Source organism: Scytonema sp. UIC 10036, from assembly GCF_009725235.1.
The window spans coordinates 29,668-51,324 of the sequence record NZ_WJFC01000043.1; the positions used below are offsets into that span (position 1 = coordinate 29,668).

A 21,657-nucleotide genomic window follows, 5' to 3' on the forward strand; every position below is an offset into this window, starting at 1 on the left:
GCGTCTCTACCTAATATAATTTTTTTGACAATTCCGCCAGCAGACTGCTAGACGCTCCCTAAATTTTTGCTAAATCAAAAAGTAAAATTTAGGGAGTTACACTCATAGGAAATATATCGGAAATAGCTACTGTATCTGGAATTCTAACCGTGTCAAACTGCATTTTAGCCATGAATTTATTACTGATTATATCAGAGTAAGTTTGTAAATCTGTTTGCCAATTCTCAAGAGATTGATGTAGACTACTAAGTTTTTGTGCCTCTGTTTCACCACTGACTTCATAGCTAAAGCTACCAGTAAACATTACAATAGGAGTCTTTGTCTCATCATCTTGGAGCCATGTTCCTTCATTCACGCTAAGGTTGAAGGACGTGCGATTCAGTTTATAAACTAAGTTGAGTGAGGCTTGTACTGATGCTTCCCCTTCCTCTTGCCATGCACCAGGAGACAGCAAGGTTTTGTTAATATAGGTGCGGGCAGCATCATGAGAACCAACAAAAGGAACATATCCTCTGAAATTGATGCCTACAGCCTCAAATTCCATATTGGGCAATGCTTGTGTATATTTACGAGCAATTTCTGCGATTTGTAGCGACTCAATTTTTTTATCAGCTATTGGTTCAATAAACACGACTCTATTAGATTCAGCGCTAATAGCAATACCATTACTAAAATCTAATCGAGCAAAACTATTATTAGAAATTGGCTGGCGAGCCAATTTCCAATCTTTGGGAATAATCCCACTGCATTTAAGAAAATCTGGATTCAATATTAAGGAAGAATGGTTTTTAGCTGCAATAATAATTACTAAATCTTCAATAACTAATCTTTGGTTCATGCTTTTTACCCTGTCTCGTTAAACAACCATTTTTTTATTCTCAACACATTAGTCGTTGCCAATTGCTCTTTCTCCACCTATAGTCATACCTGTTATGCCTCTACTGCATAGCACGTTTCAACAACTAAAGTCGTTGTTTGTCAGTTCAGGTTGATAATTTGAGAGTTAGATATGGATATTAGAATTTATGCAAGCGCTACAGTTCTTTACAGCGGTTTTCACTTATTTAGACCACACTCTTAATTCTTTTGTGCCTCTGCGCCTTTGCGTGAGATAAAAAAGATGTGGTTCATTTACCTGAAAACTGCTGTAAAATGCACGATGCCAGGAAAGCTCGATTTAAAAAGCCTTACTATAGCCTTATGCAGCCTAAGCTTACTTAACTCCAATGCAGTGATTGCATATATTCCGATCGCAATTCAGTTTTAGCACTTCTAACGAGAAAAAATATACGAGAATTTACTGAATTAATCATCTGCTCTTTCTCGATCCGGTAGCTCCGCCTGGGAATGCAGTCTGGGAGGCTCCGTCTCGAATAAATTTGCTGCACTTGCTCAATGGAAAAATTTACTCATATTAGATAATTTATTTATTGGAGAGTATACCGAAACATCTGTAATGACGATCCAAAAACAAGCTCGTTATTTGTTAAACACAAACACGAATAACAAGTGCGTAGATAAAAAAACACCTAGCGCTAAGTGGGTTCATCTCAGTTTAGCCGCCACAATACTATGTTTTCTCCCGATTAGCACTGCTAGTGCGGCTACAAAAGTAATGTCTCTAGGAGACTCTTTGTGTGCGGGCAATATTGCTGTTCTACGTGCCAAGGTAGCCAGTACCAAATTTGGCTCTACCATAAATTGGGTAGGAACCAAAAAAGACGGTGCATATAAAAAAGACCCAGACCATGAGTGTCATGGTGGTTGGTCGGCAGCGCAAGTTTTGCAACAACCAGGGGTAAATGTTCGTCTTCCCTCGTGGGAGGGAAAGCCAGGAAGCATTCGGAACTGGGTACAAGAAACTCAACCTGATGTAGTGTTGATGATGCTTGGCACCAATGATTTCTTTGGTAGTGATATAAGAGGGGATAATACCTCTGACGTTCTCACAAAATCGCTTCAAGGGATTATTGATGACATTTTCGTGCTACGTCCCAAAGCCAAAATTGTGGTCGCCTCAATTCCCCCCTTTAAATGGGATATTAAAAATGGCGTTGATGCCAATAAAACTAGAACTACAGCCAACGCATTTCTGAAGAATCGTGTCAAGGAACTTTCAAAACAAGGCAAGCGAATCGTTTTTTTGGATATGCATAGTGCGATCGTAACTCGAATGAATCAAGGAGAGATTTTTAATAGTGATGGTGTTCACTTTAATGATGAGGGCAATAAGTTTGTTGCCGAAATGTGGACTCGCGCTCTAAAAGATATACTTTAATATACCCTCATCCCTACCCCTACCCCCTACCTCCCTACCCCTACCTCCCTACCCCTACCCCTAATTATGTTAAGACTCCACAGTGCTATGCTAGAACGCTCTTCATTAATCGAGTTAGAGCAATTACAGTTAGAGGGCTTTACCAAAGTTAATACAATTAATACAGATCGGGCTGCTAAAAGCGATCGCATCATACATGAAGACGTTCAACCAACACCAAAAATCGATGCCGAATCTGAATCTGTTTCTAACGAGATAACAGACACAGATTCCTCAATGGTAGAGTTTTACCAACTTGTGCAAGAGTTGCTGCTGATAACCCTTGGATTGATAGGAATTTCTTTTGGTTGCGTGTGGTTTTTTTATTCTGCCAACATTGCCCTAAACTATTTGATTGGGGCTTGCGCTGGACTACTTTACTTGAGGATGTTAGTTAAAGATGTAGAGCGATTAGGCTCAGAAAAAAAACAACTCAGCAAAGCTCGCTTCGCTTTGTTGATAGGATTGAGTGTATTGGCAAGCCGATTAGAGCAATTGGAAATCCTGCCTATATTTTTGGGTTTTCTTACCTATAAAATCACAATCATGCTTTATGTGATTAGGACTTCCTTACCGTCTTTCTTGCGTTGAATTGCCCATTGTAAGCAGTTCAAAGCTCGCCGTGTCTAGAACCCCGACTTATTGGATAAGTCGGGGTTTCGTTTAGATGGGCTGCTTTCAACTCCCGATACTTATCCTATGGAGCCAATCTACTTTATAGAAGCGCAGTCATATAAAGATGATAATTTCTACAACCAGTTTGTGGCAAAAGTCATTCTTTATTTAACTCAATATCAACCTCCCAATAAAGAATGGTACGCTGTCGTCATTTATAATACGAAAAGTAATGAAGGAACTTTCCCAGAATATTTAAGTTTTTTTAAAGCGCATTTACGATGCTTCTACCTTGATGAGTTGGCAAAAACTCCCAATCAATTGCTAGCGGTGGGAGTCATGCGGTTAATAGTGGAAAAGAAAACGCCTTCAAAAACAGGAGAACTCGCCAGACAACTCATGAGTCAAGCTCAACAAGAGCTCACCAATGCCATCTTGAAGGAAAAGGTTTTAGAATTTATTCAAACAGTGGTCATTGATAAGTTTACTAACTTGAGTCGGGAGGAAATTGCAGCTATGCTAGGTTTGGAGTCCTTGAAAAATACCAGAGTTTATCAAGAAGCGAAACTTGAAGGTATACAAGAAGGTATACAGAGGAATAAGATAGAAATGATTCCAATCTTATTAGAGTTGGGGTTAACTATTGAGCAGACTGCCGAACGCTTAAAGTTGGACGTGGAAACTGTCAGAAAAAACGCTCAACAGTAAAAATTGCTTGATAATAAGCTGTTCATAAAAGGCGCTTTTGAACAAACTGCCTCTACTTCATCCTTTATCCTTCAGCCAGCGCCGTGCTGCTTCCAAAATCACCTTTTGCTCAGCCCGTGCGATCGCTCTACATGTCCGTTCTACTGCTTCCGGTTCTACAGAGATGGAAGTAATACCCCATCGCACCAGTTGCTCAATAATTTCCGGATACAATACTGGTGCCTGTCCGCACAGCGAACACGGAATGTTTGCCTTTTGTGCCATTTGAATCAGTTGAGCTATTGCATCCATGACAACTGGGTGGCTTTCGTTAAACGCTTTTGCTAAATGTCCTTGTTCTCTATCGACTCCCAGTAGAAGTTGGGTTAGGTCATTTGTACCAATAGAAATTCCTTGCACGCCTGCTTTCACATATTCTGGTACCAAGAAAAGAATGCTTGGGACTTCCGCCATAATCCACAGTTGAAACTGCCTGACTTCGGTTAACTTCGCCTGCTCTACTTTTTGGCGGCAAAATGAAAACTCTTCGACTGTCCGAACAAAAGGTAACAAAAGATGAATATTGCTGTAACCCGCTTTCTGTACCTTTGCTAACGCTGCTAGCTCTAACTCAAAAACTGTAGGGTTTGTCAGGTAGCTATAGGTGCCACGTTCTCCCAATACAGATTGTACAGCAGTCGCTGAACTGTTTTCCAGAGATCGCAGTTCATGCGCCCGCCAATCCAAAGAGCGATAAAAAACAGGTTTTGGTTCAAAAGCACTGGCAAACTGCGCGATCGCATCGTACCACCGTTCCAGTAATTGTACGCGTTCTCCTTCCCTTATCCAAACACTAGGATGCTTTCCTTCCAATATGTTGAGAACCATCAGTTCCGATCTTAATAACCCTACACCATCCACAGGCAAAAAATGCACTTTTGCGAGCGCGCTTGGCTGACTCACGTTCACAAGCAGTTGAGTCGCAATAATGGGTAGGTGAGGGGAGAGTGAAGGAGTGAGAGAGTGAGGGAGTGTCTGAGCAATGCTCAATTTTGAATTTTGAACTGATGCGTCCTCTTGTTTTACCTCTTCTTCTGGGCGTGCAACGTGATAAATTTCTCCCTTATCACCGTCTATCTGCAATCGTTCCCCACTTTGAATGATTTTTGTCGCATCTTTTACACTAACAACTGCAGGAATACTTAATTCCCTCGCAAGAATAGCAGCATGACTGGTTAACCCTCCTTGTTCTGTGACAATACCTGCAACATGTTGTAGAAGCGATAACCAATCGGGCGTTATATTTGGTAAAACAAGAATTGCTCCTTTTGGTATTTTTTCTGGTTTTGGTTGTGAATGAGCAATAACATGAGCATTTGCGGACACGTGTCCTGTTGCAGCGCCCAGTCCTTTGATTGAGGAGACATTGGCAATAGCAGATTGAGGGGTGCTAATTTGAGTTATGTACAGCACTCCTGTTGGAGTTTCATTAGAAATCGTCCATTCTATTGTGAAGTTTGCACCGATTTCTTTCACTAGCTGACTCGCTAAATGAACGAGTTGCTGTAAATATTCCTCTGTCAGTGCATATTGTTTTTGTTGCTCTTCTGCTAACAGATCGGTTACAATGTAGGAAGAATAAGACATCATAATTGATGCTGTATTAGAAGTTCGGTAAGCTATGGTTTTATTACCTATTTCCCGTTCTCGTACATTGCCAGTATCTGGTTGGATGTAGAAAGCATCTGGTAGAACTTCTCCTTGAGAGATGGACATTCCCAACCCCCAAGTCGCTAGAATCTCCCATTCTGAAGCAGTAGCATTAAGTACGCCACTAGCGATCGCATTTCTGAAAGGTTGTACCAAAACTCCTAAATTGATTTGTCTGAGATCGACTCCCGCCCACTGCCAGTAAAGTAAACTCTTTGCGCGAAACATTTGGCTCCAAGTTTGCTTCAAAGCAAATGCGATAGCTTGTTCGTCATACGAACAAACATGGGATTCAAGCAGTCCAGATATATTACTCAATCTCTGTTTTGCAGTTGGTGCGAAAACAGAGGGTCTCAAAATGAGATTAACGTTTGTACCTTCTTGTTCTCTCACCGCTTCCAAGATAGAGCGAAGCAAACGTGGAGGTAAATTGGCTTGAGTAATTTCTTGACGAAAGCGCCTAGCTACTTGTTGAAGTTGACGCCAGTTAGCAACATCTAGGTGAAAGGAAGAGTGAGGTAAGTCAGCAACGAGCGCTTCTGAACTATTGAGAGTTTCCAAAAATTCCTGTAGAATCCCTGCTGGGATTGCAAAACCGGGAACCACTGGATATCCCCGCTGTATTAATTTGCTCAACTGAAATGCTTTATCACCAACTTTGGTGCGGTCTTGCAGTTTAATTTGATTAAGCCAATAGAGTTTGTCCACTCAATTACGTAATTTATTGATAGATCTGTTAAGGACAATAGGAACGATGGTGATGAAAGTACTTTCAAGCTGAAAAGTATCTATCAGGATATTACCACTAGGTGCGGGGGTCATTGTAGTATACTAAATTCTGAGCAAGGATTAAAAAGGATTCTACGATTGCCCACTGCTTACTACGTCGCACCAAATGATTGGTTAAACTTAACCTTCAGGCTCTGCCTTGCTTTGCTAGTCGGGGGAATTGTTGGGATAGAACGTCAACTGAGCAATAAACCTGCAGGTTTGAGAACTCATATGTTGGTGAGTTTTGGTGCTGCTCTGTTCAGTTTAATAGTTCTACAGTTCAATGTGTCTCCAAATGCTGAACCTATATCACGAGTCATTCAGGGCATTGCAGCTGGTGTAGGATTTATTGGTGCAGGAGAAATCTTGCGTCAATCTCCTCACGAATCAACCCAAACTGAAATCCAAGGGCTAACTTCAGCAGCTGCTATTTGGGTTTCCGCCGCTCTTGGAATTGCTGCGGCTTGTGGTTTGTGGCAGTTTGGATTAATCGGAGCGTTCTTGTGTTTGTTAGTTTTAAATGTTTTTAAACGATTTGAAAGACAGTGACCAGTGACCAGTGACCAGTTTAACAACCAACAACTAACAACCAACAACTAACCACTAACAACTAACCACTAACAACTAACCACTAACAACTAACCACTAACAACTTTTGATTACACCCGCATTTACAGAAAGAATTTGGGAAGAATTTAACCATTGTGAATCGAAAGAACCCAAGTGAGTGGTGGTAATTAGAGTTTGAAAACGATCTTGAATGGCATCTAGAAGTTGGTTTTGTCGAGATAAATCTAACTCAGCTAAAACATCATCAAGCAAAAGTAAAGGCGCTTCTCCAACAACTTCCTCTATCAGTTGCAATTCTGCTAGTTTTAGCGCTAGAACTAATGTTCTCTGCTGCCCTTGAGAACCGTATTGACGGGCTGGTGTATGGTTGATTGTTAACTCTACTTCGTCGCGATGGGGACCGACAAGGGTAGTCCCTTGATTTAACTCGGCTACAGTTTTCTGTTGAATTTTGTTTAAAAAAGCTTGCTGTACTTCTTCTAAATTATTTTGCTCTAAAGGAACATTAGGCGAGTATTTAAGTTGTAAAATTTCCGTACTACCGCTAATACTAGAATGCCATGCGATCGCTATGGGAGCAAGTCGTGTTAAGGCGCGATCGCGTCGTCTTATGACCCGCGTACCTGTGGTTGCTAACTGTGCATCCCAAAGAGCTAACTCTTTTGGTTGATGACTAATCGCTTGCTGCTGAACGCGTTTTAAAAAAGCATTGCGCTGGCGCAACACTTGATTGTACTGTTGTAAGATATGAGCGTAGACAGGTTCAAGTTGAATTAAAAGCGTATCTAGCCAATGACGGCGAACTTCAGGTCCTCCACGAACTAAATCCAAATCCAAACTAGAAAACTGTACTGCATTCAGAACACCAAGAAAGTCCATGTGACGTCTGAGATTCTCACCATTGAGGGAAACAGTACGACGACCATTCCGGCGTAGGATTATACTCAAATCGCTGACCCCAGCTTGTCGCTCTAAAGATGCTACAAGTACAGATATTTCCTCCCCATCTCGAATTAAATCGCGATCGCGTGCCATGCGGTGCGATCGTAATGTTGCCAGTAATTCCACCGCCTCCAACAAATTTGATTTTCCCTGAGCATTATTACCTACTAGTATTGTTTTAGGAGCCGTAAATTCAACCTGCTGTTCTTTGTAGTTGCGGAAATGTCGGAGGAGAAGAGTTTTCAAATACATGAGGAATGGGTTATTGGTTCACTTTTACACTGGGTAACATTTACTATCAAAATTAATTATGGGAGCCAACAAATGAACCGCGATCGAGTTTTTGCAGATTTTCATAACGCTGACCTTCAGGGTCGCCTGCGCCTCAATTGTATTGGCACAATTGAGGACTTAGCTAGTCAAAACATTGAGTTGCAAGATGGTCGCTTGCTTACGCTATATAGTGAGGATTTAGAAGTTGATGGGGTAGTGCAATACTTAACAGAAGAAAATTTATGGGTTGCTGCCATTGACTGGAATACTATAAAACAACTGGAAGATCTCTTAGTTCAAAAGAAATTGCTCAACTCATAATTATATTAGGAACTTTACAATACTTAAATAAACTTCTCCCTTTCATGTTCTTTGTTTGCCTTTGTACCTTCGCGAGCTTTGCGTCTTTGCGGTTAAAAATTATTTTTAGAACCACAAAGACACGAAGCTCGCGAAGAAAGTTGTTAGCAATATACTCCCCTAAACAATTTTCTTACCCGTTAATCGGAAGAAAAGTTTCTCTGCTTCAATCCATACAAACATCAAGGCACTAAAGCCAAGACAAATTCCTAACTCTTGCAAAGTTAAGTAGTGAGTTCCAAAGAAAGCTTGGAGAGGTGGTACGTAAACTAGCAACAGTTGCAGAATGGATGTCACAACAACGGCTGCTAATACGTATGGATTTGAGAAGGGGTTCATTTCAATAGTTAGTTGGGAGTTAGAGCGAATTGCTAATGCATGACCCATTTGAGCAATACATAATGCAGTAAATACCATCGTCTTCCACCGCTCTGGACTGAGATCGTCACCAGTCACGACTTTAACGTGATTGTAAGCCCATGCCATGAGAATAATAGAAATGATGGCAAAGACAATACCAATCCGAATCATGTAAGAACCCAAGCCTCTGGCAAAAATGCTTTCACGGGGACTGAAGGGCGGGCGTTTCATCACATCAGGTTCTGCGGGTTCCACAGCTAACGCCAGAGCTGGTAACCCGTCTGTTACAAGGTTCATCCACAGAATTTGCAGTGGTGTGAGAGGTACTCCTCCCAATCCCATAATGGGTGCTGCAGCAATTGTGATGACCTCGCCAATATTACTACCAAGTATGTACTTGATAAAGCGGCGGATGTTGGTGTATACTACTCTACCTTCCTTTGTAGCGGCGACAATTGTCGCAAAGTTGTCGTCAAGGAGTACCATGTCACTCGCTTCTTTACTGACATCGGTACCGGTGATACCCATGGCAATACCAATGTCAGCTTGTTTGAGAGCTGGTGCATCGTTGACACCATCGCCTGTCATGGCGACGAATCGACCCCGGCGTTGCAGTGCTTGAACAATCCGCAGTTTGTGTTCGGGGGCGACTCGAGCGTAGATGCTTACCAAATCGACTTGTTCTTCTAGTTCTTTGTCGCTCATGCGCTGCAATTCTTGACCTGTCAGGGCGCGATCGCTTTCTTGAGCGATACCCAAATCCACAGCAATGGCGCGTGCGGTGAGTTGGTGGTCTCCAGTAATCATAACGGGACGGATTCCCGCATCTCGACATTCTTGCACTGCAGCCCTAACTTCTGGACGGGGTGCATCAAGCATTCCTACCAACCCCAGCCATACCAATTCTTGCTCGGATTCTTCATCTGAACCTTCTACTGGGATTTCGGCAAGAGGTTTGTAAGCAAAACCCAAAACCCGCAGACCTTTACTTGCCATTGTGTCATTTTCTGCCAGAATTTCACTGCGTTGCCCCTCATTGATTGGGGTTGCGCTAGTTCCTTGGTAAATATGAGTACAACGTGCAAGTATTAACTCTGGTGAGCCTTTAGTAAACATTAAGTAACGTTCTGACGGTTGCACCAAGTGGCTGATGATGGGGTCAACTTCATTGATGGCAGATACTCCTGTTTCTACTGGCTCGACTTTACAAATTACACTCATGCGCTTGCGTTCTGAGGAGAAGGGAAACTCAGCAACACGAGGTAACTTGCTGTCCCATTGATCTTTTTCGATTCCTCCTTTTGCCGCCAGTGTCACTAAAGCACCTTCTGTTGGATCGCCTAAAATCTTCCACTGTCCTTTATCTTGTTGTAAAAAGGAATCATTACATGAGCTACAGGCAACAAGTAGTGCTTGGAGTGCTGGATACTCTTGTGGTTCAGTTTTTTGACCTTGAAGTTGAAACTCTCCCACAGGATCGTAACCAGAACCTGTAACGCTCAAAAATTGGTTATTTGTATTTTCTTGAGATTGAGGTGGGCGGTTTCCATCTTCAAAAATCAAATTGTTACTGGGGCTTGAACTTGGAGCAGAAACATTTGTGTAAATTGACTGTACCACCATCTTGTTTTGTGTAAGAGTCCCAGTTTTATCGGAACAGATGGTTGTGACGGAACCTAAAGTTTCTACCGCAGGTAGTTTCCGAATTAAGGCGTTGCGGCGTACCATTCTTTGAGTTCCCAGTGCCAGGGTAACGGTAATAACGGCGGGTAAGCTTTCTGGCACTACAGCAACTGCCATACTGAGAGAAACTTCCAATAATTCTTGTAAGTTACCTCCACGGAGAAGACCAATTCCAATAACGATGACAACTAGAATTAAAGAACCCGTTACCAGGACATTACCGAGTTGAGTCATCCTCTGTTGCAAGGGAGTCGGTTCGCTTTCTACTGCTTGCAACATGGCAGCAATTTTTCCCAACTCGGTTTGCATTCCAGTGTTAGTCACTAGAATTTTGCCACGTCCTTGGACAATTTCAGTCCCTTGAAAGACTAGATTAACGCGATCGCCTAAGGAGGTTTCTTCTGGCAGTGTAACTTTTGCCTGCTTGTTTACTGCTTCCGCTTCACCTGTCAGTGCCGATTCCCGTATTTGCAGGTTTGACTCTTCTATCAAACGACCATCTGCAGCCACGTGAACACCAGCCTCTACTAGCATCACATCTCCTGGGACTAACTCTTGAGCTGGCACCTCTACTAGTCTACCGTCCCGCAGGACTCGCACGTTGGGTGATGCTAGTTTTTTCAACGCTGCTAGGGCTTTTTCCGCACGACTTTCTTGAACGTAACCAAGTATGCCGTTGAGTACAACAATCGCTAGAATGGCGATTGTGTCTTTAAATGGTAACTCCCCTGGTTTCAATGTGCCTTGTTGCCAAGCTATTAGATCTAGCACCCCAGAAATAATGGCTACAGCAATCAGCATCAACAACATGATGTTTGTGAACTGATCTATCAGAATCTGCCAAGCACTGCGTCCACCAGTTTCCTCTAGTTCATTTGGACCATATTGTTCCAATCGCTGCTGTACTTCTTGGGGAGATAAACCAGTCTCCGAGCTGGTTTTCAGCAGTTCTAGCGACTTATCAACTTCTAAACTATGCCAAGCGGCGGGTTTTTCAGATAGAGAATGAGCGGACATCGTCTTGGTCACAGGAAATGGTTACAAACTTCGATCATAGATGAGCAAGGGCTGGAAAACCATCAACATAAAGTTACATTGGGTTAGCCTTTGGGGATTGGGAATTGGGAATTGGGAATTGGGCAAAAGGGCGTTAAGTTATTTTCCCTACTCCCTACCCTCTACCCCCTATTTTCATACCACCTACTCATAACAATTTCATTCCTAAGATGTTAAACATTTGAATAAATTAGTTTAATATGACTTTTGCACTCCCCAGTTTTTTTACTAATCAAATGATTGGGCAAAGGACAATTCGACCCCATAGCGCTGCAGCCCTCTGTGGCATCACCTTTATCCAGGATACACTCATTGCTATTGATACTGCCAAAGGTCATTTGCTCTCAATTGACCCCCGCTCCGATAATACAAAAATTCTCAATCCCCACCAAAATCGTGAATTTACGGGAGTTACAGGTTTAGCAGTATGGGATGATACTCTTTGGGTGACTCGGGACAATAGTGTGTATTTGTGTAAATTGTCATCGTTGGGATTGGAGCACTTTGTCACTTTGCCGTATACAGCTGATGGCATTGCTGTTTGGGAATCCACTATCTATGTCAGTTCTCAAAAGCAGGGGGATATATTGATTTTTGACCGCAATACGCGCAAACAAATTACTAAGTTTTACGCACCTGGGGTGGGAGTGGAAAATTTGGCAGTGGATGAAGAAACGCTTTGGGTTTGCGATCGCACCGAGCAAACTGTCTACTCCATCGATCGAGCAACTGGGAAAGTTCAATTTAGCGTACTGACGCCGTTTGATGAGCCTTCAGGTATAGCAATTTACAAAAATCCGGAAACAGGGGAGAAAAGGCTTTACGTCGCCTATGCTTCTGAGGAACCTTATGTCCGAGATAATCCAAATGCTGACCCAAGTCACGAGCTATCATATCGCGATCGGACTTTTATTCATCCTTTACATTACCATTACAATCCAGAAAAACGCTATGCCCTCTCTAACGGCTATCTCCTAGAGATGTCTTATGTAGAGGAAATCGCGCCTTTAGATGAAGTCTACGTACCAGAGGTAGAATGGCGCATTGCTTTGCCATCAGAAACCGAACGCCAAAAGGTGAAACACGTCGAACCTATTGGTTTACCTTTTACAGAAGAGATAGTGGATGGGCAAAGAGTTGCAGTTTTTAAATTTGATGCTCTCACTCCGGGCGAACGACACTTATTTGGCTGGAAGGCAATCTTAGAAGTACGCGGAATTAAGTATCGCCTCACCCCGTCAGATGTAGAAGATATTGCCGAACCAACGCCTGAATTACAAGAGCGTTATCTGGTAGACAATGACGATTTGGCAATGGATACCAATATTGTCCGTCGCTCCGCCCGTGAAGCCGTAGGTACGGAAACCAACTTGCTGCGAAAAATGTATAGCATTCGCAACTACGTTTATGATGAGTTGTCTTATGGTATTAAACCTCATATAGATACACCAGATATTGTTTTAGAAAGGGGTGTAGGTTCCTGTGGTGAATACGTAGGTGTTTTGCTTGCCTTGTGCCGATTAAACGGTATTCTCTGCCGTACTGTAGGTCGGTATAAATGCCCAAGTTATGCTGAATACCAGCAAGTTCCCATGCAGCCTCAGTACAATCATGTTTGGCTGGAGTTCTACGTACCCGGTTTTGGTTGGTTACCAATGGAATCCAATCCTGATGATATGGGTTATGGCGGACCTTATCCCACCCGCTTTTTTATGGGTTTGGGCTGGTATCATGTTGAAATTGGCAAAGGTATTTCTTTTGAAACTTTGACGAGTAAAGGTGCAAAGCTGACAAAAGAAGATGTTTCTATTGGGGAGTTGGCTATCAATCACATTCGCTTTACAATTTTGGGAGAATTACCTCCTTTCAGTGAGCAGTAACCAGTGACTAGTGACTCACGATCGCAGTTACTCGCATCACGTGATGGATTATGTGAGGACTGTCTGTTATCCTCGTAGGCAGCCTTGCAGCAATCGGTTGGCTTGACTTAATTTCGGTCCGCTTTGTTTTATTTGAAGAAGTTGGGCTAGCAATCACTAGCAGCGATCGCTGTTTTCATCTTGATGCTGATATTTACGGTAGTCAAAACAATGCTATTTGTCATATTTTCTACTTTCACTGGCAGATGAAAATTATTTGTCCTAATGTAGTACGATAAACGCCTTGAAATTTCGAGAATTGGTTCGCCTTTTCCCCAGATTCCTGGATTGATTGCTAAAAGAAAAAGCACAAAAAAGTGAGGATAGTCCAAAATGTCCCAAAAATTAAACGATTTAAAGAAACAAGTGGAAACACTAACACCTGATGAGCAGTTGCGTTTAATCTCATATTTGTTACAAAAACTAAGTCTTTGTGAAATTACATCTAAACCACGCCATAATGTGATGGAATTTGCCGGAATCGCACCAAATCACTTAGGAGGGATGGATGCTCAGGAATACATAACACGCATGAGACGTGGGGAGTTTCCAGAACTAGAAATTGAAGAGATAGAACCTAGGAAAAACAGTGAATATTGAAGAGAGTAAAGCAATCTTCTTTGTCACAAAAAATTATCATCACGGTAGTAAAAGCGATCGCGTGCTGACTTGCCTACGCAGGTTATTTTAATAAATTCCACGTAGGTAGACTTTGTTTGTATAGTTGCGAATTTTATTCGTCGAGGGAGCTTCAGGAAAAGATACGTACAATTTCGCAGGCATATACGGGTTGAAGCTAAATAATATCAAAATTAGCTTGTTTAACCACTAAATATATGAGTAGAGCGTTTATCAAACTTACAGGATTGATTCTACTACTAGTTTGCATTTACTATCTCAGTCAAAATATTATATTTGCTAGTAGATACTATGGATATTTTTTTAAAAGCATCCCTGCGACTGGTTCAATGTTAGCACTGATTTCTGGTATTTTTACATTAATTTTCTTTCCCAAGCATACCGATAATTTAGGATGGATTTTATTGGGAATAGCTATAGTGCTAGCTTTGTTAAGTGGAGGAGTAATATTCAAAACTACAAGTTTATGGAATTTTTTTGTTGCTTTCTCAGCTTTATCTGTAGGATATAAACTCCTTGATGAAGGGAGATTTCTTTAGTAACCGCTAGATACCCGACTTTTTAAAGGCTACAGGTGGTCAATGGGGAATGACGCCCCTCATTCACTACTCTCTTGTTCCGGTGGTTCTACCACAGAATGCATAACAAGAGGCTCTGCCGAGCTGTACTAGTTGCACACTGGAGGCGGAGCCTCCAAAGACGGCATTCCCAGCCTGAGGCTGGGAACGAGGTGGGGGGTCAGAGCCTGAGGCTGGGAACGAGGTGAGGGGTGAGGGGTTAGGGAATAACCCCTCACCACTCACCCCTAATCCCTAGTTTCCAAAGGTTTTACTGCAGAAAATTCACAAATTGAGTTAAACGGGCAAAACCGACAGTGATAACCCGGAGTAGGTGGGAAAATATCGCTAAACTTACTGTGTTTTTCTTGATATTTTTGCAAATCTTTTTGGTGTTTTCTAGCGACTTCTGATAATTCACGTTCAATAACGTCTAACTCTCTCTTAGACACACTGATAATCTCAGAGGTTTTACAAAGTTCTAAATTGTAAAATGAGGCGATCGCTTCATACTGAGGATAAAGATAACGAGCTGCTACTAGATAGACTAGTGCCTGCCGACGGTCAAAGGCAGATTTTCCGGTTTTAAAGTCTACAATATGTAAAGTGCGATCGGACTCAATAAATACGCAATCCATAGCAGCATACAAGCGGAAACAATAATGCTGCTGTTTCACAAAAATTGGTTTGGGAAAACCTTCATCACCACGCGTTAATAAAATAATACGTTTGCCTGAAAGCAAAGGCGTACTGTGATATTTGTTCAAAATTTGCAGGACTCGTTGCTTAACTTCATCTGTAAAGTGACTTAATTTCAGCAGTTGAGCAACTTTTTGTACGCCATCTGTTTGCTTTAACAAATGTATCTGGTGATGAAATTCATAAACACCTTTCTGTGCAAGCAAGCCAATGCGTTGAGAAGCCGTTGCTTTTGCCATCAGAACTTTGACTTGAGGTTCGTGGTGCCGTGCTTTAATAAAACCGCGTCTCATTTGGCAATGGGAACGTTGCCCCACAGCTGGGGCAATTAAAGACCAAAGGTGATAGCTGGCAAAAGGCTGCTCTGAGATTAACATTGCTTTGGCTTGGGCTGTAAGCAAAAATCTAACAAGGTCAAGCGAGATAAAATCCCTCGCTAACCATGCGGATTCTGTGAGTTCAGAAATTACTGATACTATTGTGGCAAATTATTAGAGAGGTATCAGATGCTGTGTCAGGATCTAGTAACCTTTCTGACTCCATTTCTATGTTCTCTCCTAACCCAGAGTATGTGTAACTGACGTGCTTCTTGCCGAATCGAGAGCAGTGCATTAAAAGTTATTACGATAAATAAAGACTTAGTTAAATGTAGTGAATGCCCACTGCTAACTTTACATTAATACACAAATAGCACTATGAAAACTCTAGCAAATTTATTGACATCAATTATTGTAGCTGCCTGGGTCATGAGTATAGCAATCCTTTCGGTACAAAACGCCGAACCTGTATCATTAAGATTTCTTAATTTTAGGTCTGTTCAAATTCCAGTTGGTCTAGTTCTGGCTTTCTGCGCTGTTGTGGGAATAATCGGTACGGCACTACTGCAACCTTTATGGGGTCTTGCAGCTTCTAGGCAAAGGAATTCTGACTCGGAAGATGATGCTGAATTTTTTGCTGATGAAGATTATTGAAATTATCCCCGCCAATCTTCTAGTTGTGTCATCAAAAAATAACGCACATGGTCAACAAATGTTTGCCCATCATTTCTATAGCTGTGTCCCAATCCACAGAACAACATAACAAGCTCCATCGGGAAAACGTTGCGCGCAAGCACGTGCATCTTGAACGCAAACGATGCGAGCTTTTGCCAAAAGACTGTAAGTTAGTATGACCAATTGTTCCCAGCAATCGATCTCCAATCGCCGTAAAAGTAAAAGCATAGCCAGCTTGTAAAACTCCCATACTGACTCCAAACAGTGCTAGCCGACTATCTGTCAAACCGTAAGACTGACGGAATTAAGTTTACTGAGTATAAACCATATATTCTATAAACTTTCTTATTATAAGATTAAAAACACGATTTATCTTATATTTTTTAGATTTTTAAACAAACATTAATCTTTTCTTACGAGAAACTTTAAGTTCCTCGTGTCTAATGTACGTGTACGGGCTACGTAAGTGGTTACATACTTTACAAACTCACTCTCATATCAGTAGTGTATTCCGTTATGTTGACTAACCCCCAAATGATTTTGAAACGCTTGCAGGTTGTTACCAACACAGTTCTTGGTAAAGAAATGCCTCTAGAAACTCACGATCGCTATATCTTAGAGCAGAAAATAATTCCTTATTTTCTTGAAAGAGAAGAGTTCGCAAAAATTTTATTTGTAGGATGCGCTCCCTATACAAAACATTATGAAAAATGGTTTAAAAACAAAGAATACTGGACAATTGATATTAACCCAGTGAAGACAATATATGGAGCGAAAAACCACATTGTTAGTTCCATGAGTGAACTAAGCAACCATTTCACTGAAAACGATTTGGATGTTATCTTCTGCAATGGTGTTTTTGGGTGGGGATTAAACGAGCGAGAAGAAGTAGAAAAAGCATTTGCAGGTTGCTATCAATCTTTACGAAAAGGTGGTGTTTTAATTATTGGTTGGAATGACGTTCCAGAGAGAAAACCGTTTCCACTAGAAACTTGTGAAAGCTTAAAGCAGTTTCAACCTTATTATTTTCCCCCGCTCTCTAATACATCTTACATCAACTTGACCGACGAATCAGACAAGCATACATATAATTTTTATGTTAAGGGTTAGTGGATAGTTGTTAGTTGTTAGTTGTTAGTTGTTAGTTGTTGGTTGTTAGTTGTTGGTTGTCCATAGTAACAACTATCCACTATCCACTATCCACTAACAACTATCCACTATCCACTATCCACTATCCAACTTACTTCGTCTCCATCCAATTTTCACCTGCACGTACATCTACAAGCAATGGCACAGTCAAAGATACTGCACTTTCCATTGTAGATTTAATATGGGGTTGCAGTTCTTCCCATTCATCTGGTGGAACTTCAAATACAAGTTCATCATGAACTTGTAGCAACAAGCGTGCTTTGTAATTCTGCAAAATTTCGTGCAGTTTTACCATTGCAACTTTAATAAGATCGGCGCTAGAACCTTGAATTGGTGCGTTGGCTGCAGCACGTAGCAATCCTGCATCATATGCACCTAGATTTTTAAATTTGCTGAGCTCGATATCTACAGGATTGCTACCTTTAAGATTACGCAGACTATGACTGGTAAAGTCAAAGTATCTCCGCCGCCCAAAGATAGTTTCTACATACCCTTGGGTGACAGCTTGCTTTTTCACAAACTCTAGATATTCAAAGATTTTAGGATAGCGGTTGTTAAATCGTTTGATAAATTCGTTAGCATCAGTTTTCTCTACTCCAGTGGAACGGGAAAATCTCTGAGAACCCATTCCATAAATTACACCAAAGTTGATAGTTTTAGCCAACCTTCGCTCATCTGGTGTCACATTTTCTTTTTCAAAAATTAGCTTTGCTGTAACTTTGTGGATATCCTCATTATTCTGGTAAGCTTCAACTAATATGGGTTCTTGACTCAAATGGGCTAATATTCGCAACTCAATCTGTGAATAATCAGCAGCTACCATTAAGTAACCAGATTCCGGTATGAAGGCTTTGCGAATCTGACGGCTAAAAGCGGTACGAATTGGTATATTCTGTAAATTTGGATTGGAAGAAGACAACCGTCCCGTAGATGTTGCTGTCTGGTTGAAGCTAGTGTGTACTCGTTTAGTATCCGAACGAACGAGTTCTGGTAATGCATCTACGTAAGTAGATTTCAATTTAGATAAGGTACGATACTCAACAATGGCATCAACTATTCCAGTTGTATCAACTTCTCGCAATTTTTCTAGTGTTGCTGCATCAGTCGAATAACCTGTTTGGATTTTACGGGAATGTTTGGTGCTTAACTTCAATTTGTCAAATAGTATTTGACTCAATTGTTTTGGAGAACCTAAATTAAATTTCTCTCCTGCAAATTCGTAAGCCTGTTGTTCAAACTTGGCTAAATCTGTTTCTAATATATGAGATAGTTCTTGCAAATAAGCAGTATCTATACGAATTCCCTGATACTCCATCTCTGCTAAAACTGGTTCTAGGGGTTGTTCTATTTCTAATAATAATTTTTGTAAAGACTTGCTCCTTCTCGCCTCTACATGGCTATTTTTTTCATCAATTTTTTCTAGTTCCTCACGCAATTTTGGTACTAATTGAAATGTGGTGTAAACATCCATACCGCAGTAATCTGCTACGGAAGGGATATCTAAATCCGCGATAGTTTTTCCCTTGGGAACTAGTTCGGAGTAACTTGTTGCTATTAAACCTAAATAACGTTGAGCTAAGCTACTAAGATTGTGGTTTCCGTCTGGGTTTAAAACATAACTTGCTAACATGGGGTCAAAGACAACTCCTGCAAGTTTTATTCCTTGACAGCGCAAGACTAAACGGTCAAACTTAGCATTTTGCAAAGTTTTAGGGTAATTTGCACTTTCAAGAATTGGGCGGAGTGCTTCTAAAGCAATTTCTCGATCTAAATTTTCTCCAGTTTTATGACCGAGGGGAATGTAGGCGACTTCATCTGGTTCGGTTCCCCAACAACAACCAATTCCTACTAAAAATGCATCTCTTGGTTCTAAATCGCTGGTTTCTGTATCCCATGCAACAGGATATTTTGCATCGGTAAAGTTTTGCAGCAGATTGACTAATTCTGTCAGTTTTGCTGGAGTATCTACAATTCTGGGCTGAATTAGAGAATTTGTCGGATTTTGTTGAAATGCTTCTGTATCTTCAGGACTAAAAAACCACACATCATCTCCTTCGTAGGTGGGGAGTGGTAGAGACGCATCATACTCGATCTCTACAGGAGTAGGGAGTGGCGAAGTTGTTTCTTCTGGTTCCTCTGTGGCTTCTGGTGCTTCTTCAACTGTTCCGCCAAACTTTTGTTGGAGTTCGTTAACTTTGCCTAAAAAAGTTTTAAATTCTAGCTTTTCTAAAATTGGGATGATATTTTTGGTATCAAATCCTTTGAGAATGCATTCCTCTAAATTAATTTCTAAGGGAACGTTTAGAACAATTGCTGCTAAATAGTGGGATTTTTCTGCATCTTCTTTACCTGCTTCTAGTTTTTTCTGAGTTGCACCTTTGATTTGTCCTAATGAAGCATAAATTTTTTCAAGAGAACCATATTCCTTGAGCAATTGAACTGCTGTTTTTTCCCCAATTCCTCTGACTCCAGGAATATTGTCTGATTTATCACCGCAAAGGGCTTTGTAATCCACAACTTGGGATGGTTCAATTCCCAATTTCTCTTTGACTTGTTCTACACCAAACTCGCTAATACCAGCGTTGGTGTTGCGTTTGAGCGCATCTGGGCTAAAATACAAAACGCTAATGTCTTTGTTGGGGTCAATAAGTTGATATAAATCGCGATCGCCTGTCAAAATTTTGACTTTATACCCCGATGCTGCTGCCTTTTGTGCTAAAGTTCCCAACACGTCATCTGCTTCATAACCAGGGGCGGTGACTATTTTGAGATTCAACGCATCCAGTAATTCTTGCAGGTTTTTCAGGTCAGGAATAAAGTCTTCTGGCGTCCCCGGACGATCTGCTTTATATGTGTCGTCAGCTTCATGACGAAAAGTTGGCAACCCCAAGTCAAAGGCTATTGCCATTGCTTGGGGTTGTTCCGTTGCCATAACCTCTAACAGAGATTTCAGAAAGCCGAAACACACACTCGTGGGTATCCCTGTCTTCGTCCTCAATCCGCCACCGTCTTTTCCTTTGGCAAAGGCGTAGTAGGAACGAAAGGCTAGGGAATGCCCATCTACAAGAATGAATGTGGGGTGTGTTTTCATCAAAGGTTTGGAAGCGAACTGATGTTTGAGTGATACATCTATTCTAACCAGTTGCTTCTACAAGGAACGTCATTGGTCATTAGTCAGCTGATTCCCGACGGCGCAATGTCATCACACCTGCAGCTGCTGCCGCTAACAATGCCATCGCAGTTGCAGGTTCGGGTACGGATTCGATGTTGTCTTTGCCAACATCAACAACGAACATAACATCATTGAAATCGCGATCGGAAGAAACTCCTTCCGGTCCGGGTAAATCTTCAAAACCTAATAACACGCGATCGTCGATTTCATAAGCAACCAAATGCTCTAATAAATCTGGATTTTTTGTTGGATCTGCACCGTAAATGGGTCCATCAGGATGGCTCGATCCATCTGCTTTAATAAAAAAGTTGAGTTGCGAACCACCTGCTACTTTACCTATCTCAACATAATCTCCAATATCTAATGTCCCTGGGTTTTCGCCAACCTGACATGCTGAATTAGCTGCTTGAGAAATGTCACAGGATACATCATTAAAAAGCAACCCTTTTTGATAATCATTACCTTTTAGCGCTTCATAGGCAAGTTGATTTCTAAAACCAGCACCTTCATTGAGAAACCAAATACGAACATTGGTGTCATTTTTCAGACGAAGCTTTGTAGGGTCTAGTTTATTTAATTTATCTTCTGGAATAGCAAGAGTTTCTGGCTGTACGTACTTTTGATACTCAGAAATCAGAGATTGAAATCCTGAGGTGTCAGTGGACTTATCTTGTACTTCATAAGTTTTTGTCCAATCACCCCAAGTGAATGTGCTAGCACTTGCAGGAGCAACAGCAGAAAAGACACCAGTAACTGTGGCGGCGGTGGCTATAAGTCTCTTTAGCTGATTTTTCTTCATCATAAAACTTCCTTGATAATTTATTTAGAATTGGGTTAAGGAACTATAAATTTAAGCTTTTGGGCTACTGATTTCTACTTAATGTTTAAGCGTTACTTATTATTATTACGCCCGTGTTTTTCTATGTCTACACTTAAAATTTATCTTCGCTAAGTCTTTATCCCTAGGGGTTTTACTGAAAAAATTATGTAAACTGAGTGTAGATTTCCGAAATTAAAACTGTCTTACGTGAAGTTAAGGCAACCCCTACTCTCGTTCCCAGGCTCCGCTTGGGAATGCAGACAGCGAGGCTCCGCCTCGCACTCTATAGTAGAGTACAGTCGGCGGAGCCTCCCGTAAGGCATTCCCAGTTTGAGCTGGGAACGAGGTGGATAAGGCAACGAGGTG

At 41.4% G+C, this 21,657-nt stretch carries 19 protein-coding genes; 10 read left to right on the top strand and 9 right to left on the bottom strand.

What is annotated here, in order from left to right:
- Positions 1-88: 88 nt before the first annotated feature.
- Positions 89-838 (bottom strand): hypothetical protein, encoded by a 750-nt coding sequence (locus F7734_RS21010; RefSeq protein WP_155746487.1) that lies wholly within the window; start codon positions 836-838, stop codon positions 89-91.
- A gap of 618 nt (positions 839-1,456) precedes the next feature.
- Here F7734_RS21010 and F7734_RS21015 point away from each other — a divergent pair.
- The 3 genes from F7734_RS21015 to F7734_RS21025 all read left to right on the top strand — a co-directional run bounded on the left by F7734_RS21015 (position 1,457) and on the right by F7734_RS21025 (position 3,640).
- Positions 1,457-2,278, top strand: a complete 822-nt coding sequence (locus tag F7734_RS21015) for a GDSL-type esterase/lipase family protein (protein ID WP_155746488.1) — start codon at positions 1,457-1,459, stop codon at positions 2,276-2,278.
- Positions 2,279-2,365: 87 nt separating this feature from the next.
- The gene (locus tag F7734_RS21020; RefSeq protein WP_155746489.1) at positions 2,366-2,908 is read left to right on the top strand and encodes an ATP synthase subunit I; all 543 of its coding nucleotides are present in this window, start codon (positions 2,366-2,368) and stop codon (positions 2,906-2,908) included.
- A gap of 51 nt (positions 2,909-2,959) precedes the next feature.
- Complete coding sequence (locus tag F7734_RS21025; RefSeq protein ID WP_155746490.1) at positions 2,960-3,640, top strand: Rpn family recombination-promoting nuclease/putative transposase; 681 nt, start codon at positions 2,960-2,962, stop codon at positions 3,638-3,640.
- 57 nt (positions 3,641-3,697) lie between these two features.
- On the opposite strand, the gene F7734_RS21030 is transcribed toward F7734_RS21025, so the two are convergent.
- A complete protein-coding gene (locus F7734_RS21030; protein WP_166482043.1) occupies positions 3,698-6,037 on the bottom strand; it encodes a putative PEP-binding protein in 2,340 nt (779 codons plus the stop codon).
- Between the two features lie 159 nt (positions 6,038-6,196).
- On the opposite strand from F7734_RS21030, the gene F7734_RS21035 reads away from it, so the two are divergent.
- A complete protein-coding gene (locus F7734_RS21035; protein WP_155746491.1) occupies positions 6,197-6,649 on the top strand; it encodes an MgtC/SapB family protein in 453 nt (150 codons plus the stop codon).
- Positions 6,650-6,745: 96 nt separating this feature from the next.
- Here F7734_RS21035 and recF read toward each other — a convergent pair whose 3' ends face one another.
- The gene (recF, locus tag F7734_RS21040) at positions 6,746-7,864 is read right to left on the bottom strand and encodes a DNA replication/repair protein RecF (RefSeq protein WP_155746492.1); all 1,119 of its coding nucleotides are present in this window, start codon (positions 7,862-7,864) and stop codon (positions 6,746-6,748) included.
- 72 nt (positions 7,865-7,936) lie between these two features.
- On the opposite strand from recF, the gene F7734_RS21045 reads away from it, so the two are divergent.
- Positions 7,937-8,206, top strand: a complete 270-nt coding sequence (locus F7734_RS21045) for a hypothetical protein (protein WP_155746493.1) — start codon at positions 7,937-7,939, stop codon at positions 8,204-8,206.
- Positions 8,207-8,365: 159 nt separating this feature from the next.
- Here F7734_RS21045 and F7734_RS21050 read toward each other — a convergent pair whose 3' ends face one another.
- Entirely contained in the window at positions 8,366-11,305 is a 2,940-nt protein-coding gene (locus F7734_RS21050) for a cation-transporting P-type ATPase (protein WP_155746521.1), read from the bottom strand.
- A gap of 239 nt (positions 11,306-11,544) precedes the next feature.
- On the opposite strand from F7734_RS21050, the gene F7734_RS21055 reads away from it, so the two are divergent.
- The gene (locus F7734_RS21055) at positions 11,545-13,224 is read left to right on the top strand and encodes a transglutaminase domain-containing protein (RefSeq protein WP_155746494.1); all 1,680 of its coding nucleotides are present in this window, start codon (positions 11,545-11,547) and stop codon (positions 13,222-13,224) included.
- 146 nt (positions 13,225-13,370) lie between these two features.
- On the opposite strand, the gene F7734_RS21060 is transcribed toward F7734_RS21055, so the two are convergent.
- Positions 13,371-13,574: a hypothetical protein gene (locus tag F7734_RS21060; RefSeq protein ID WP_155746495.1), complete on the bottom strand. Its 204-nt coding sequence runs from the start codon at positions 13,572-13,574 to the stop codon at positions 13,371-13,373.
- Positions 13,575-13,596: 22 nt separating this feature from the next.
- Between F7734_RS21060 and F7734_RS21065 the strand changes: the two genes are divergently transcribed.
- Together F7734_RS21065 and F7734_RS21070 are read left to right on the top strand one after the other, a co-directional pair.
- Positions 13,597-13,863, top strand: coding sequence for a hypothetical protein (locus F7734_RS21065; protein WP_155746496.1), 267 nt, complete (start codon positions 13,597-13,599; stop codon positions 13,861-13,863).
- A gap of 236 nt (positions 13,864-14,099) precedes the next feature.
- Complete coding sequence (locus F7734_RS21070) at positions 14,100-14,441, top strand: hypothetical protein (protein ID WP_155746497.1); 342 nt, start codon at positions 14,100-14,102, stop codon at positions 14,439-14,441.
- Positions 14,442-14,707: 266 nt separating this feature from the next.
- Here F7734_RS21070 and F7734_RS21075 read toward each other — a convergent pair whose 3' ends face one another.
- A complete protein-coding gene (locus F7734_RS21075; protein ID WP_155746498.1) occupies positions 14,708-15,535 on the bottom strand; it encodes a PD-(D/E)XK nuclease family protein in 828 nt (275 codons plus the stop codon).
- A gap of 318 nt (positions 15,536-15,853) precedes the next feature.
- On the opposite strand from F7734_RS21075, the gene F7734_RS21080 reads away from it, so the two are divergent.
- Positions 15,854-16,129, top strand: a complete 276-nt coding sequence (locus tag F7734_RS21080) for a LapA family protein (protein ID WP_155746499.1) — start codon at positions 15,854-15,856, stop codon at positions 16,127-16,129.
- A 75-nt stretch (positions 16,130-16,204) separates the two neighbouring features.
- Here the strand turns inward: F7734_RS21080 and F7734_RS66185 are convergent, their stop codons facing one another.
- Positions 16,205-16,378, bottom strand: coding sequence for a hypothetical protein (locus tag F7734_RS66185; RefSeq protein WP_347566253.1), 174 nt, complete (start codon positions 16,376-16,378; stop codon positions 16,205-16,207).
- A gap of 288 nt (positions 16,379-16,666) precedes the next feature.
- On the opposite strand from F7734_RS66185, the gene F7734_RS21090 reads away from it, so the two are divergent.
- Entirely contained in the window at positions 16,667-17,260 is a 594-nt protein-coding gene (locus tag F7734_RS21090) for a class I SAM-dependent methyltransferase (RefSeq protein ID WP_155746500.1), read from the top strand.
- Positions 17,261-17,390: 130 nt separating this feature from the next.
- Here the strand turns inward: F7734_RS21090 and polA are convergent, their stop codons facing one another.
- Complete coding sequence (polA, locus tag F7734_RS21095) at positions 17,391-20,390, bottom strand: DNA polymerase I (RefSeq protein WP_155746501.1); 3,000 nt, start codon at positions 20,388-20,390, stop codon at positions 17,391-17,393.
- A gap of 79 nt (positions 20,391-20,469) precedes the next feature.
- Positions 20,470-21,273: a DUF4114 domain-containing protein gene (locus tag F7734_RS21100; RefSeq protein WP_243146998.1), complete on the bottom strand. Its 804-nt coding sequence runs from the start codon at positions 21,271-21,273 to the stop codon at positions 20,470-20,472.
- Positions 21,274-21,657: the final 384 nt, after the last annotated feature.